This window comes from Streptomyces sp. NPDC048606 (genome assembly GCF_040650855.1).
Taxonomy (GTDB): Bacteria; Actinomycetota; Actinomycetes; order Streptomycetales; family Streptomycetaceae; genus Streptomyces.
Genome location: NZ_JBEZIB010000014.1, coordinates 85,930 through 100,895 on the forward strand (window position 1 = coordinate 85,930; position 14,966 = coordinate 100,895).

The 14,966-nt window shown below is 74.7% G+C and carries 9 protein-coding genes; 2 read left to right on the plus strand and 7 right to left on the minus strand.

Going from position 1 to position 14,966, the window contains the following annotated elements:
* Positions 1–112: 112 nt before the first annotated feature.
* Positions 113–1,555, minus strand: coding sequence for a GuaB1 family IMP dehydrogenase-related protein (locus AB0D01_RS17650; RefSeq protein ID WP_363056103.1), 1,443 nt, complete (start codon positions 1,553–1,555; stop codon positions 113–115).
* A 252-nt stretch (positions 1,556–1,807) separates the two neighbouring features.
* On the opposite strand from AB0D01_RS17650, the gene AB0D01_RS17655 reads away from it, so the two are divergent.
* Positions 1,808–2,176: a hypothetical protein gene (locus AB0D01_RS17655; protein ID WP_363056105.1), complete on the plus strand. Its 369-nt coding sequence runs from the start codon at positions 1,808–1,810 to the stop codon at positions 2,174–2,176.
* Positions 2,177–2,210: 34 nt separating this feature from the next.
* On the opposite strand, the gene AB0D01_RS17660 is transcribed toward AB0D01_RS17655, so the two are convergent.
* From AB0D01_RS17660 to rpe, 5 genes are all read right to left on the minus strand, one after another.
* Positions 2,211–2,585: a barstar family protein gene (locus AB0D01_RS17660; protein WP_363056107.1), complete on the minus strand. Its 375-nt coding sequence runs from the start codon at positions 2,583–2,585 to the stop codon at positions 2,211–2,213.
* Entirely contained in the window at positions 2,582–3,070 is a 489-nt protein-coding gene (locus AB0D01_RS17665; RefSeq protein WP_363056109.1) for a ribonuclease domain-containing protein, read from the minus strand. Before AB0D01_RS17665 ends, AB0D01_RS17660 begins: the two co-directional genes overlap by 4 nt.
* A 103-nt stretch (positions 3,071–3,173) precedes the next feature.
* A complete protein-coding gene (locus AB0D01_RS17670; protein ID WP_363056111.1) occupies positions 3,174–3,395 on the minus strand; it encodes a hypothetical protein in 222 nt (73 codons plus the stop codon).
* Positions 3,396–3,490: 95 nt separating this feature from the next.
* Entirely contained in the window at positions 3,491–4,504 is a 1,014-nt protein-coding gene (locus AB0D01_RS17675; protein WP_363056247.1) for a sugar-binding domain-containing protein, read from the minus strand.
* A gap of 138 nt (positions 4,505–4,642) precedes the next feature.
* Positions 4,643–5,329: a ribulose-phosphate 3-epimerase gene (gene rpe / locus AB0D01_RS17680; protein WP_363056113.1), complete on the minus strand. Its 687-nt coding sequence runs from the start codon at positions 5,327–5,329 to the stop codon at positions 4,643–4,645.
* A 155-nt stretch (positions 5,330–5,484) separates the two neighbouring features.
* Between rpe and AB0D01_RS17685 the strand changes: the two genes are divergently transcribed.
* Positions 5,485–13,302 carry an amino acid adenylation domain-containing protein gene (locus tag AB0D01_RS17685; protein WP_363056114.1) on the plus strand — a complete coding sequence of 2,606 codons (7,818 nt, stop codon included), beginning with the start codon at positions 5,485–5,487 and terminating at the stop codon, positions 13,300–13,302.
* A gap of 59 nt (positions 13,303–13,361) precedes the next feature.
* Here AB0D01_RS17685 and AB0D01_RS17690 read toward each other — a convergent pair whose 3' ends face one another.
* On the minus strand, positions 13,362–14,864 hold the full coding sequence (locus AB0D01_RS17690; RefSeq protein ID WP_363056116.1) for a transcription antitermination factor NusB: 1,503 nt from the start codon (positions 14,862–14,864) through the stop codon (positions 13,362–13,364).
* Positions 14,865–14,966: the final 102 nt, after the last annotated feature.

Sequence of the window (14,966 nt, forward strand, 5' to 3'; positions counted from 1 at the left end):
GGCCGCGCGCACCGGGCCGGAATCCACGGGGCGGGTCCGGGAAACGCCCGTGGCCCCGGACCCGCCCCGCGAGGGGAGGGTCCGGGGCCACGGGTGGCGTGCCTGCGGGGTACTAGCTCCAGCTGGCGTGCAGCGGCTTGCCCTCGGCGTAGCCGGCGGCGGACTGGATGCCGACGACCGCGCGCTCCTCGAACTCGGCGAGGGAGCCGGCGCCCGCGTAGGTGCAGGAGGACCGCACGCCCGCGATGATCGAGTCGATCAGGTCCTCGACGCCGGGGCGGGCCGGGTCGAGGAACATGCGCGAGGTGGAGATGCCCTCCTCGAACAGCGCCTTGCGGGCGCGGTCGTAGGCGGACTCCTCGGAGGTGCGGTTGCGGACCGCGCGCGCGGAGGCCATGCCGAAGGACTCCTTGTACAGGCGGCCGTCGGCCGCCTGCTGGAGGTCGCCCGGGGACTCGTAGGTGCCGGCGAACCAGGAGCCGATCATGACGTTGGAGGCGCCGGCGGCCAGCGCCATCGCCACGTCACGGGGGTGGCGGACGCCGCCGTCGGCCCACACGTGCTTGCCGTACTTCTTGGCCTCGGCCGCGCACTCCAGGACCGCGGAGAACTGCGGGCGGCCCACGCCGGTCATCATGCGGGTGGTGCACATGGCGCCGGGGCCCACACCGACCTTGATGATGTCGGCGCCGGCGTCGATGAGGTCCTTGACGCCCTCGGCGGCGACGATGTTGCCGGCGACGATCGGGACCTTCGGGTCCAGCGCGCGGACGGCCTTGATCGCGTTGATCATCGACTCCTGGTGGCCGTGGGCCGTGTCGATGACGAGGGTGTCGACGCCCGCGTCGAGCAGCTGCTTGGCCTTCTGCACGAAGTCGCCGTTGATGCCGACGGCGGCGGCGATGCGCAGCTTGCCCTCGGCGTCGGTGGCGGGGGTGTAGAGGGTCGCGCGCAGGGCGCCCTTGCGGGTCAGGATGCCGACGAGGCGGCCGTCCTTGTCGACGGCGGGGGCCAGCTTGCGGTGGCCCGCGTCGAGCTGGTTGAACGCGTCGCGGGGGTCGATGTCGGCGTCGATGAGCAGCAGCTCCTTCGACATGACCTCGGAGAGCTGGGTGAAGCGGTCCACGCCGGTCAGGTCGTGGTCGGTGACCACGCCGATCGGACGGTTGTCCGCGTCCACGACCACACCGGCGCCGTGGGCCCGCTTGGGCAGCAGGGACAGCGCGTCGGCGACGGTCTGGGTGGGCGCCAGCGTGATCGGGGTGTCGAGCACGTGGTGGCGGGTCTTGACCCAGGAGATGACGTCGGTGACGACCTCGATCGGAATGTCCTGGGGGATGACGACGATGCCGCCGCGGCGGGCGACCGTCTCGGCCATCCGGCGGCCGGCGATGGCCGTCATGTTCGCCACGACGAGCGGAATGGTGGTGCCGGTTCCGTCGGGCGAGGAGAGGTCGACGCCCTGGCGGGAACCGACCGCGGAGCGGCTCGGCACCATGAACACATCGTCGTACGTCAGGTCGTACGGCGGCTTCAGGTCATTGAGGAAACGCACGTGCTGAACATCCCAGTCGATCGAAGGATCCTGCTACGGCCTCGACAGGTAGGACAGCCGAGGAAACGCACGTACTTCATTCTCCCATGCCCCGGGGTTCACGCCGCCCGGGCCGATCGTCCAGGACATTCCGGGCCCGCTGGTCGTTTCCTACGGGACCTTGGTCCCGGCCCCCGTACGGCGGGGGACGCCGAACCGGCCGAGACTGGGGTGGGGGGCCATGGGAGTGAACCCCGCGCACCTGGAGGCGTCATGTCGGCAGCGCTCGTACGGGAGCAGACCCCCGTCGCCCTCGCGGGCGGTGGGGTGGAACTGCGGATGGAGGAGATCGGCGGTGACCTGACGGCGGCGTTCGTGCACCTGCCCGAGGGCACGGACCTCACCGCGGCGGTCAAGGGGCAGCCGGACGACATGTGCCAGTGCCCGCACTGGGGCTACCTCGTGTCCGGGCGGTTGATGATGCGGACCAGGGACGGCGACGAGGTGTACGAGGCGGGCCAGGCCTTCTACTGGTCGCCCGGCCACATCCCGGTGGCCCTGACCGACGTCGACTACGTGGACTTCTCCCCCACCCGCGCGTTCCGCGAGGTCATCGACCACGTGAAGGCGAACATGGGCTGAAGGAACACGGGCTGAAGGCGGGCGGGTCCGGCCCTCAAGGCCGTTCGGGGGCGGCGAGGAGCACCGTCAGCGGGGGTTCGTCCTCGGCGTCGCGCCAGAAGTCGACGGCCTCCTCCAGGACCTCCCGCAGGACGTCCCAGTCGTGCGGCCGTTCGGCGGCGTAGGGCCGCCAGGCGGTGACGGCGAGCAGCCGGCCGGGGGCGGGCGGCAGCCAGGACAGGTCGCGGGCGGCGTCGGCGAGGGCGTCCCAGTTCCCGCCGAACCAGTCGGGCGCCTCCAGGGCCCGCCCGCAGCGCCGCAGCACCGCGTCCTTGCTCCGTACGCCGTCCAGGTCCAGCCGGAGCACGGTCCAGCCGGCTTCCCGGGCGGCCGTGAGGGCGGGGGCGAGGGGTCGCGGGTCCAGGCTCATCGGAGCACCGCCTTGAAGCTCTGGTAGTGGTCGTCCGTGTAGTAGAACTCGCCGCCGCGGCCGGTCACGATCCGGCGGGCGCCGCGGTCGCGGGAGCCCGGGGTGCGCACGGTGAACTCGTGGTAGTAGCCGCGCTCCCGTTTGGGCAGGGCCCTCTCGAAGTTCCCGAAGACGGTCCCGTCCTGCCGGTGGGCGTACGGGCCGCCCTTGTCGATCAGGGCGAGCACCTCGCGCGCCTGCGGCGGCAACGCGTCGGCCCGCACGGTGGCCATGCCCTTGGCCCACGCGGGTGGGGAGGTCCCGCCCGAGGGCCGCGCCTGGGGCGCGTCGGAGTCGCCCCCGGAGGCACGGGCCGAGGCGCTCGTGGCGGGACGCTCGGGGGCGGACGTTCCGGCGCAGGCTACGGCGCCCGTGAGGACGACGAGGCAGAGGAACAGCGCCCTCAGGGCACGCCACGGCGACCGGGGCACGTTCCGAAGGATCATGCCCCGATCGTGCCAAAGATCCGATTCGCTCGCGAATCACCCGTTGGCGTGGGTTCGACCGGCGGGTCGCCCGGCGGGTCGCCCGGTGGCTCGCCCTGTGGCGTCAGAGGACGGACATCTTGGAGTAGGGGCTCAGGATTCGTTTCTGGACCGATCCGAAGTCCACGAGGACGGCGATCCCCTCCTCGACACCGACGACACGGCCGAGGCCGTGCTCGTCGTGACTCACCCGGTCGCCGACGTCGAAGTGCCGCAGGGGCGCTTCCACGGGGGCCTTGAACGGGCTGGACGGCAAATGACGGCGAGGTACTGCTGACTTGGTCATCGGGTTCAGTATGCGCCCCCCGGGGCCCCCGGCGGCCCGCTGTTCGGGTTTCGATCGGGACACCTTCCGCACCACCCGCCGCGCGGGCGGTGCGATCAGTCGTCCGGGTCGGCCCGATCCAGCGCCGGCCGCAGCCCCGGAGCGGACTCCGTCAGCAGGTAGTCAGCGACCGCGGTGTCGGTGACGAGGCTGGTCACGAGGCCGGAGCGGAGCACCGCGCCGATGGCGGCCGCCTTGCGCAGACCGCCCGCGATCGCCACGACCTCGGGGATCCGGCGCAGCCGGTCGGCCTCCACCGTGATGCACCGCTCACCGAGGTCCCTGCCGACCCGACGCCCCTCGGCGTCGAACAGGTGGGCGGACATCTCGGCCGCGACGCCGAGGGAGGCGTAGTGGGCCCGCTCCTCGTCGGTCAGCATGTCGTGAACGGTCGAGATGCCCGGCTCCCAGGAGCCGATCGACACGGCGGCGACGGTGACCTTGTCGAAGTACTCGAAGGCCCGGGCGATGCCCGTCTGGTTGCGCAGCGCCGCGGCCGTCGCCGGGTCGGGCAGCAGCATCGGCGCGTAGATCGGGTGCGCGTCCCCGCCGGAGACCTGCGCGGCCCTGCGGACGGCCTCCACGGAGCCGCGCTCGGCGGTCCCCGCGTCGTACACGCCGGTCAGCTGGACGACCGTGCAGGGGGGCAGCCGGTGCAGCGAGGCGGCCATGTGGATGGTCGAGCGGCCCCAGGCCAGGCCGAGCACGTCGCCCTCGTTGACGAGCTCGCCCAGCAGGTCGGCCGCGACCGCGCCGAGGTTCTCCGGATCGGGCGCGTCCTCGGTGGTGTCGGCCGGGGACTCGACCACGACGGCGTGCCGCAGCCCGTACCGGGCCCGGAGCGCGTCGGAGCGCTCCGCGTCCAGTTCGGCCGGCACGCGGATCTCGATGCGTACGAGGTCGCGTTCGAGGGCGGTCTCCAGGACCCGGGCCACCTTGAAGCGGCTGACGCCGAACTCCTCGGCGATCTGGATCTTGGACTTGCCCTCCAGGTAGAAGCGGCGGGCCATGGCCGCCGCCTGCACCAGCTCCGCGGGTCCCATCCGCAGGGCTGACCGTCCCGCCGACATAGCAGACACCGCGTTCTCCTCACTGCTGTTCACACTGTCGTGTTCACACTCTCGACTCGCCGTTCATCCTGTCAGATCCGACGGCCGTTGATCAGCCCGGACGGCTTCCGTTCACCGAGCCGTTCACCAACGCTTGTCTCAGTGGTCACAGGCCCAGGGCGCGGCGGCGATCGCCGCACCCGCCTGATCGCGCAGCGTGCGCACCGCGGCGGCCGGGTCGACCGCCCCGTATACGGCGCTGCCCGCCACGAACACGTCCGCGCCGGCCTCCGCGACCCGCTCGATCGTCGAGGCCGAGACCCCGCCGTCGACCTGGAGCCAGAGGTCCAGCCCGTGCTTGGCGATCAGCTCACGGGTGCGGCGGACCTTGGGCAGCATGATGTCGAGGAAGGACTGGCCGCCGAAGCCCGGCTCCACCGTCATGATCAGCACCATGTCGAGCTCGGGGAGGAGGTCCTCGTACTGCTCGATCGGCGTGCCGGGCTTGAGCGCCATGGCCGCCCGGGCCCCCTTGGCCCGGATCTCGCGCGCCAGGCGCACCGGCGCGGCGGCGGCCTCGGCGTGGAAGGTGACCGAACCGGCACCCGCCTCGACGTACTGCGGCGCCCACCGGTCGGGGTCCTCGATCATCAGGTGGAGGTCCAGCGGGATGTCCGTGGCGCGGCTCAGGGACTCCACGATCGGCATGCCGAGGGTGAGGTTCGGGACGAAATGGTTGTCCATGACGTCGACGTGCAGCCAGTCGGCCCCCTCGACGGCCTTGGCCTCCTCGGCGAGGCGGGCGAAGTCGGCGGACAGGATGCTGGGATTGATCTGAACGGCCATGCCCCAAGCCTGCCATGCCGTCGACCGGTTCCGGCCACGACCCCGGAACCCGGCCCGGGACCCCCGTGGCGCTCCGGAACATCGGCGATATAGGTCGCACCCGCATCATTCGGGCCGAGGCGATCAGCCGACGGACAGAACGGGGTGACCAGGCCGTGTACCGGAACGACCGGAACGACCGGATCCAGCAGGACGGGCAGCAGCGCGCGCTCACGGCGGGACAGCTGTCCATCTGGTACGGCCAGCGGCTGGACCCCGAGGGCTCCGCCTACCAGACGGGCGAGTACCTGGAGATCACGGGTGACCTGGACCTCGACCTGTTCGCCCGCGCGCTGCGCCGGGCCGTGGGCGAGTCCGAGTGCATGCACCTGGTCTTCCACGGGGACCCGGACGGCCCGGTGACCCAGAGCGTCGAGGTCACCGAGGACTGGCCGCTGCACCGGGTGGACGTGAGCGGGGAGGCGGACCCGCGCGCCGCTGCCCTGCGGTGGATGCGCGAGGACCTGGCCGGGCCCGGCGGCCTGGCCCGCCCCCTGTTCACCGAGGCGCTGTTCACCGAGGCCGAGGACCGTCACCTGTGGTATCACCGCATCCACCACATCGCCGTGGACGGACTGGGCGGCTCGGTCATCGCCGACCGGGTGGCACGGGTCTACAACGCCCTCCTGGCGGGCGAGGACGTCGAGGAGGGCGCCCTGGCGCCGCACGGGGTCCTGCTCGACGCCGACGCCGCCTACCGGGCCGGCGACGAGCGCCGGACCGACGCGGAGTACTGGCACGCGGTCCTCGCCGACCGCCCGGAGGCGCCCTCACTGAGCGAGCGCCGCCCCGGGCGCAACCTCCGTCCGCCCCTGCGCCGGCTCGAAACGGTCGAGGCGCGGGAGGTCACGGCCCTGAAGGCGGCCGCGCGCGGCTTCCGCACCAGCCTGTCGGGCCTGGTCATCGCGGCCACGGCGACCTACGTGCACCGGATGACGGGCGCCGGGGACATCGTCCTCGGCATGCCGGCCCCGGGCCGTACGGGCGCCGCCGCGAAGGCGGTCCCGGGCATGACCTCCAACATCCTGCCGATCCGCCTCTCGCTCACCCCCACCACCACCCTCGACGAGCTGTTCCGGCAGGTCGCCACGGCCGTCCGGGGCGCCCTGCGCCACCAGCGCCACCGCTACGAGGACCTCGCGCGGAACCTGCGGACCGCCGAGACCGGGGCCCTGTTCGGGCCGGTGGTGAACGTGGTCTCGTACGACTACGGCACGGGCTTCGGCGACTGCGTGGTGATCCCCCACGGCGTGGCCACGGGACCGGTCGACGACCTGAGCGTCAACGTCTACGACCGCGCGCACGACGGCAGCGTGGAGATCGCCTTCGACGCCAACCCGGCCTCCTACACGCGGGAGGCCACCGCGACGCACGCCCGGCGGTTCCTCTCGCTGCTGCACTGGTTCACCGGGGCCCGCCGCGAGGACCGGGTCCAGGACGCGGAGCTGCTCCTCCCGTCGGAGCGGGCGGCCCTGGACGCCGAGCTCGCGGCGGTGGCCCTGCGGCCCCGGGGCGCCACCCGCACCCTCGTGGAGCTGTTCGAGGCGCGGGTGGCCGCCGGTCCCGGGGCCGTCGCGGTGGTCTTCGGCGAGGAACGCCTGACCTACGCGGAGCTGAACGCCCGCGCCAACCGCCTCGCCCGCGCCCTCGTCGCGCGCGGCGTCGGCCCCGAGGACCGCGTCGGCGTCGCGCTGGGCCGCTCCGCGGAACTGGTCGTGGCCCTGCTGGCCGTGGTGAAGGCGGGCGCCGCCTATGTCCCCCTGGACCCGGCGTATCCGGCCGACCGGCTCGGCTACCTCCTCGACGACGCCGCCCCCGCCGTCCTCCTCACCACCACCGCCCTCACCGACTCCGTCCCCGAACGCGGCGTCCCCCGCCTCCTCCTCGACACCACCGCACTCACCGCCGAAGTCGGCCGGCACTCCCCCCACGACCTCACCGACCCCGAACGCACCACCCCCCTCCAACCCGAACACCCCGCCTACGTCATCCACACCTCCGGCTCCACCGGACGCCCCAAGGGCACCGTGATCCCGCACGGCAACGTGGTGCGCCTCTTCGACGAGACGGACGAGTGGTTCCGCTTCGGCCCCCGGGACGTGTGGACCTGGTTCCACTCCTTCGCCTTCGACTTCTCCGTCTGGGAGTTGTGGGGCGCACTGCTCCACGGCGGCCGGCTCGTCGTCGTCCCCTTCGAGGTGAGCCGTACGCCCTCGGAGTTCCTCGCGCTGCTGGTCCGCGAGGAGGTCACCGTGCTCAACCAGACCCCTTCCGCTTTCCTTCAGCTGATGCGGGCGGACGAGGAGGATCCGGAGCTGGGCCGACGCCTCGCGCTGCGCACCGTCGTCTTCGGCGGGGAGGCCCTCGACCCGGCACGGCTGGCCCCCTGGTACGCCCGGCACGCGGACGACGCGCCGACGCTGGTCAACATGTACGGGATCACCGAGACGACCGTGCACGTCACCCACCGCCCGCTCACCGCGGCCGACGCCCGCGCGGCGACGGCCGGTTCCGGGGCGCACGGCCCCGCCGCCGGCGCGGGCGTCGGCGCCGGGGCCAGCGCCGGCGGCCCGATCGGCCGGGGCATACCGGACCTGGGCGTCCTCGTCCTCGACGGCGGCCTGCGGCCGGTGCCGAACGGGGTGACGGGCGAGCTGTACGTCACCGGCCCCGGCCTGGCCCGGGGCTACCTGAACCGCCCCGACCTGACGGCGGAGCGGTTCCTGCCCTCGCCCTTCGGGGCGCCGGGCGGACGCATGTACCGCACCGGCGACCTGGCCCGCCGAACCGCCGAGGGCGAGCTGGAGTTCCTGGGCCGCGCCGACGACCAGGTCAAGATCCGCGGGTTCCGCGTCGAACCCGGCGAGATCGAGGCGGTCCTCGCCGGTCACCCGGAGGTGGCCGAGGCCGCCGTGCTCGTCCGCGAGGACCGCCCCGGCGACCCCCGGCTCGTGGCCTACGTGGTCCCCGACGGCCGGAGCGGGACGCTCGGGGCCGGCCGCGCCCCGACCCTGCGGGCGTTCCTCCTGGAGTTCCTGCCCGACCACATGGTCCCCTCGGCGTACGTCGAGCTGGACGCCCTGCCGCTGACCGTCAACGGGAAGCTGGACCGTCGCGCCCTGCCGGCCCCGGACGCCGGCTCGGTCGAGGCGGGCGGTCGCGGCCCGCGCGACGCCCGGGAGGAGGCCCTGTGCGCCGCCTTCGCCGAGGTGCTGGGCGTGGAGCGGGTCGGCATCGACGACTCCTTCTTCGCGCTGGGCGGGCACTCGCTGTCGGCGGTCTCCCTGGTGGAGCGCCTGCGCGGGCGGGGCGTCACGATCGACGTGCGGACGCTGTTCACCGCGCCGACGCCGGCGAGCCTCGCCGCCGCGGCCGGTCGCGCCGCCGTCACCGTCCCGCCCAACGGCATCCCGGCCGGGGGCACGGACACGATCACCCCCGAGATGGTGCCCCTGGTGGACCTGGACGCCGAGGCGCTCGCGCGGGTGGCGGCCTCGGTCCCCGGCGGCGCCCGGAACGTGGCGGACGTGTACCCACTCGCGCCGCTCCAGGAGGGGATCCTCTTCCACCACCTGCTGGGCGCCGAGGGGGCCGGCGGCTCCCACGGGGACCCGTACGTCATCTCGGCGGTCTTCGGCATCCGCTCGCGCGCCGGGCTGGACGGCTTCGTGACGGCGCTGCGCGAGGTGGTGCGGCGCCACGACGTCTTCCGGACGGCCGTGGTGTGGGAGGGGCTGCCGGAGCCGGTCCAGGTGGTGCTGCGGGAGGCGCCGCTGCGCGTCACGGAGGTGCCGCTGTCCGGCACGGGCGAGGCGGCCGTCGAGGAACTGCGGACCCGCTGGAACGGGCCCATGGACCTCGGGCGCGCCCCGCTGCTCGACCTGCACGTCGCCCGGGACGAGGGCGCGGACCGCTGGCTGGTGCTGTACCGCTTCCACCACCTGATCGGCGACCACACCTCCCTCGACGTGGTGGCCCACGAGGTCGGCCTCCTGCGCTCCGGACGCGGGGCGGAACTCGCCGCGCCGCTGCCCTTCCGGGACTTCGTGGCCCAGGCCCGGCTGCGGGTCTCCCGCGACGAGCACGAGGCCCACTTCCGGGCGCTGCTCGGGGACGTCACCGAGCCGACCGCCCCGTACGGGGTGCTGGACGTCCAGGGCGACGGCAGCGCGGTGGCCGAGGTGTCCGTCCCCGTGGATCCCGAACTGGGCGCGCGGGTGCGGGAGGTGGCGCGCGGGCTGGGCGTGAGCCCGGCCACGGTGTTCCACGTCGCGTGGGCGCGGGTCGTCGCGGCGCTGTCCGGCCGCGACGACGTGGTGTTCGGCACCGTGGTGTTCGGCCGGCTCCAGGCCGGGGCGGGCGCGGACCGGGTGCCGGGCCTGTTCATCAACACCCTGCCGGTACGGGCGGCCGTCGCCGGGGTGTCGGTGGCGCGGGCCGCGCACGCGATGCGCCGCGCGCTGGCCGACGTGCTGGTCCACGAGCACGCGCCGCTGACGCTGGCCCAGCGGGCCGGTGGCGTCGACCGACGGTCGCCGCTGTTCACGACCCTGTTCAACTACCGCTACAGCACCGCCTCGACCGGTACGGAGCCGGCCGCCCCGGCCATCGAGGGCGTCGAGTGGCTGTACGCGGCGGAGCGCACCAACTACCCGCTCACGGCGGCGGTGGACGACCTCGGTTCGGCCTTCCACCTGATGGTGCAGGCGACCCCGCCGATCGACCCGGCGGTGGTCTGCGGCCACCTGCACTCCACCCTGGAGCGGCTCGTCGAGGCGCTCGCGGCGGCTCCCGACTCACCGCTCGGGGAGGTGGACGTGGTGTCGCCCGGCGAGCTCGCGGCCCTCACGGCCGGCGGGGGCGCGGACGGCTTCGTACCGGACCACCGCAGCCTGGTGGAGCTGTTCGAGGCGCGGGTGGCCGCCGGTCCCGGGGCCGTCGCGGTGGTCTTCGGCGAGGAACGCCTGACCTACGCGGAGCTGAACGCCCGCGCCAACCGCCTCGCCCGCGCCCTCGTCACGCGCGGCGTCGGCCCCGAGGACCGCGTCGGGATCGCCCTCCCCCGGGGCCCCCGACAGGTCGTCGGCCTGCTCGCCACCCTCAAGGCCGGCGCCGCCTACGTCCCGCTCGACCCGGCGTATCCGGCCGACCGGCTCGGCTACCTCCTCGACGACGCCGCCCCCGCCGTCCTCCTCACCACCACCGCCCTCACCGACTCCGTCCCCGAACGCGGCGTCCCCCGCCTCCTCCTCGACACCACCCCGCTCACCGCCGAACTCGCCCGGCACTCCCCCCACGACCTCACCGACCCCGCACGCACCACCCCCCTCCACCCCGAACACCCCGCCTACGTCATCCACACCTCCGGCTCCACCGGACGCCCCAAGGGGGTGATCGTCCAGCACCACAGCCTCGTGAACACGGTCCACGCGGCGATCGGGGCCAACCGGATCACGCCGGACGGGCGGGTGCTCCAGTTCGCCTCCCCGAGCTTCGACGTCGCCGCCATGGAGGTGTGGATGACACTGCTGGCCGGGGCCCGACTGGTCCTGGCCCCGGCCGCCGACCTGCTGCCGGGCGAGGGTCTGGTGACCCTGCTGAAGCGGTACGCGATCACCCACGCGGGCATTCCGCCCGTGGTCCTCGCGGCCCTGCCGGCCGACGCCCTGCCCGCCGGCATGACCCTGGTCGTCGGCGGCGAGTCCTGCACGCCCGCGCTGGTGGAGCAGTGGTCGGCGGGCCGCCGCATGATCAACCAGTACGGTCCGACCGAGACCACCATCTGCGCCACCATGAGCGCCCCCCTGTCCGGGGCGGTCTCGCCCCCGATCGGGCGCCCCATCCCCGGCACGCGGGTGTTCGTCCTGGACGCCGCCCTGCGGCCGGTGCCGGCCGGGGTGACGGGCGAGCTGTACATCGCCGGCGTGGGGCTGGCCCGGGGCTACCTGAACCGCCCGGACCTGACGGCGGAGCGGTTCCTGCCCTGCCCGTTCGGGGCGCCGGGCGAGCGCATGTACCGCACCGGCGATCTGGGACGGTGGAACGCCGAGGGCGAGCTGGAGTTCCTGGGCCGCGCCGACAACCAGGTCAAGATCCGCGGGTTCCGCGTGGAACTCGGCGAGATCGACGCCGTCCTGGCCGGCCACCCGAGCGTGGACCGGGCGGCCACGGTGGTCCGCGAGGACCGCCCCGGCGACCGCCGGCTCGTCGCCTACGTCGTCCGCGCCGAGGACCCGGTCCCCTACCGGGACCCGAGCACGGACCCGGGCCCGGACACGGACACGAACCCGGGCCCCGACACGGACGCCGCCTCGCTGCGCCGCTTCCTGGAGGGCGTCCTGCCGGCCCACATGGTCCCGTCGGCCTTCGTCCTCCTCGACGAGCTGCCGGTGACCGTCAACGGCAAGCTCGACCACAAGGCCCTCCCCGCCCCCGACCACACCCCGGCCGCCACGGGCCGCGCACCCGTCACGGAGCTGGAGGGTCGGCTGTGCGCGGTCTTCGCCGAGGTGCTCGCGGTGTCCGGGGTCGCGGCGGACGAGGACTTCTTCGCGCTGGGCGGGCATTCCCTGCTGGTGGTCCGGCTCCTGGCCAGGGTCGCCTCGGAGCTGGACGTACGCGTCGGGGTCCGCGAGTTCCTCGCGGCGCCCACGGCGGGCGACCTCGCCGCCCTGGTGGAGGCCCGCCGGGCGGGCCGCACGGCGGGCCCGGTCGCGGTGGCGACGGACGCGGACGCCCGGCTCGACCCCGCGATGCGCTTCCCCGCTCCGCTCCCCGAGGCGGCCGGGCGGGACCCGCGTCGGATCCTGCTCACCGGGGCCACCGGCTTCGTCGGCGCCTTCCTGCTGCGGGAGCTGCTGGCGCGGACCGCGGACGGCGGCGCCGAGCTGCTCTGCCTGGTCCGGGGGCGGTCCCCGCAGCGGGCCCGCGCCCGGCTGAACGAGGTCGCGCTCTCCTACGGGCTGGGCCCGCTCGCGGACGACCCGCGCGTCGAGGTGCTCCCCGGCGACCTCGCCCTGCCGGGGCTCGGACTCGACGCGGCGGCGTGGCGGCGGCTGACGCACGGCGCGGGGGCGGTGGACGCGATCGTCCACTCCGGCGCCCACGTCCACCACCTCTCCCCGTACGAGCGGCTGAGGCCGGCGAACGTCGACGGGACGAGGGAGCTGCTGCGGCTCGCCGCCGAGGGCCGCCCGACGCGCTTCCACCACCTGTCGACCCTGGGCCTCTTCCGCCCCGGCGCGGCGCCCCGGCTGATCACCGAGGAGTCCGACACGGCGGGCGAGGCGCACCCGTTGGCGGACGGCTACGCGGCCGGGAAGTGGGTGGCCGACCGGATGGTGGGCCACGCCGTGGCCCGGGGGGCCGACGCCCGCGTCTACCGGCTCGGCCGTGTCTGGGCCGACTCCCGCGAGGGGGCCGTCAACCCGGACGACCTGTACTGCCGGCTGCTGACCACCTGCGCCGCGCTGGGCGCCTACCCGCGCGACGCGGTGGCGTGGGCGGACCTGGTGCCGGCGGACGTCGCGGCGCGCGCCCTGGCCGCCCTGGTCCTCGACCCGGAGCCGGAGCCCGCCGGGACGGCCGCGGCCGGCGTCCGCCACCTCCACCACCCCCGCCCCGTCCACGCGGGGGCCTTCCTCGGGGTGTACGACTCCCTCCACGGGACGCACACCCGGGAGGTCCCGCTCGGGGAGTGGCTGCGCCGGCTCAGGCAGGCCGCCGAGGCGGGTCGGGAGCTGCCCTTCCTGCCGTACCTGGACGCGTTCGAGGAGTACGCGCGCGCCCTCGCGACGGGCCCGGCGCCGGCCGTGGACACCTTCCGCAGCCGGCGGACGGTCGAGCGGCTGGAGGCCCTCGGGGTGGACCTCCCGGACATCGACACGGCGATGATCACCGCCTTCTGGCGGCGGCTGTCCGGCCCGACCCCGTAGGACGCCGGAGGGCCGCACCGGAACCCACCGGTGCGGCCCTCCCGCGCGTACGCGCGCGCCTACGCCGTGCGGCGCAGCAGGGCGAGGTACATCGCGTCCGTGCCGTGCAGGTGCGGCCACAGCTGGACGTCGGGGCCCTCGCCCAGGGCCGGGACGCCCTCCATGTACGGGCGGGCGTCGATCAGCTCCGCCGAGACCGGGGCGAAGCCGGCGCCGCGGCCCTTGAGGACGTCGTCCACGACGACCCGGGTCTCCGCCAGGTGCGGGGAGCAGGTCGCATAGCCGACGACGCCGCCCACGCGGACCGCGGAGAGGGCCTCGCGCAGCAGCGCGCGCTGGAGCGGGGCGAAGCCCTCCAGGTCCTCCGGGCGCCGCCGCCAGCGGGCCTCGGGACGGCGTCGCAGCGCGCCCAGGCCGGAGCAGGGGACGTCCATCAGGACCCGGTCGAAGGAGCCGGGCCGCCACGGCGGACGGGTGCCGTCGGCGGCGATGACCTGGTACGGGCCGGGGTTGCCGGCCAGCGAGCGCTCCACGAGCCGGGCACGGTGCGGCTGCTTCTCGGAGGCCAGCAGGACGGCGCCGCGCCGCGCGGCGAGGGCGCCGAGCAGGGCCGCCTTGCCGCCCGGTCCGGCGCACCCGTCGAGCCAGCGCGCGTCGCGGCCCTCGACGGGGGCCGCCGCGAGGGCCATCGCCACGAGCTGGCTGCCCTCGTCCTGGACGCCGGCGCGCCCCTCGCGCACCGCTTCCAGCGCGCCCGGCTCACCGCCCTCCGCCATGCGCACGGCATAGGGGGACCAGCGTCCGGGGAGCGCCGAGTCCTCGCCGAGGGCCTCGAACAGCTCCTCGGTGGTCGCCCGGCCCGGCCGGGCCACGAGGGTGACCTCGGGGCGCTCGTTGTCGGCCTCCAGGAGGTCCTCGATGCCGGCCCGGCCGCCGCCCAGGGAGTCCCACAGGGCGCTGACGACCCAGCGCGGGTGCGAGTGGTGGACGGCGAGGTGCTCCTCGGCGTCGTCCTCGTAGGGCGGCGCGACCCGCTCAAGCCAGGCGTCGAGGTCGTGCGCGGCGATCTTGCGCAGCACGGCGTTGACGAACTTGGCGCGACCGTCGCCGAGGACCACGCGGGCCAGCTCGACGCTGGCGGAGACGGCGGCGTGCGTGGGGATGCGGGTGCCCAGGAGCTGGTGGGCGCCCAGCGAGAGCACATCGAGGACCGGCGGGTCCACCTCGCGCAGCGGCCGGTCGATGCAGGCCTTGATCACCGCGTCGTAGGTGCCCTGGCGGCGCAGGGTGCCGTAGACCAGCTCGGTGGCAAGGGCGGCGTCGCGCGCCTCGAAGCCCTCGTTCTGGCGGGCCTTCTTCAGCAGCGGGGGCAGGACGAGGTTGGCGTACGCGTCCCGCTCGTCCACCGCCCTCAGCGCCTCGAAGGCCAGCATCCGGACGGGGTCCTTCTGCGGCCGGCGGTAGGGCTTGGCCGGACGGTCGGACCGGTTGCCGGCCGGCTTGCCGCCGCCGGCGGGACGACGGCCGGGCTGACGGCCCGGCTGACGGGGCTGTTCGCTCACGTGAAAGGTGCTCCGGAGGTACGAGGTGCGAGGGGGTGCGGGGTGCCTCGGGTACGACGGCCCGGGACGTCGTACCCGACGCTCCCGACCGTCACCGCGGCC

Bases quoted from the DNA above. Each gene is read 5' to 3' on its own strand.
- AB0D01_RS17660 (WP_363056107.1), bottom strand. From the start codon at position 2,585: ATGAGCCTGGACCCGCGACCCCTCGCCCCCGCCCTCACGGCCGCCCGG.
- AB0D01_RS17665 (WP_363056109.1), bottom strand. From the start codon at position 3,070: ATGATCCTTCGGAACGTGCCCCGGTCGCCGTGGCGTGCCCTGAGGGCG.
- AB0D01_RS17675 (WP_363056247.1), bottom strand. From the start codon at position 4,504: ATGTCGGCGGGACGGTCAGCCCTGCGGATGGGACCCGCGGAGCTGGTG.
- AB0D01_RS17670 (WP_363056111.1), bottom strand. From the start codon at position 3,395: ATGACCAAGTCAGCAGTACCTCGCCGTCATTTGCCGTCCAGCCCGTTC.
- AB0D01_RS17655 (WP_363056105.1), top strand. From the start codon at position 1,808: ATGTCGGCAGCGCTCGTACGGGAGCAGACCCCCGTCGCCCTCGCGGGC.
- rpe (WP_363056113.1), bottom strand. From the start codon at position 5,329: ATGGCCGTTCAGATCAATCCCAGCATCCTGTCCGCCGACTTCGCCCGC.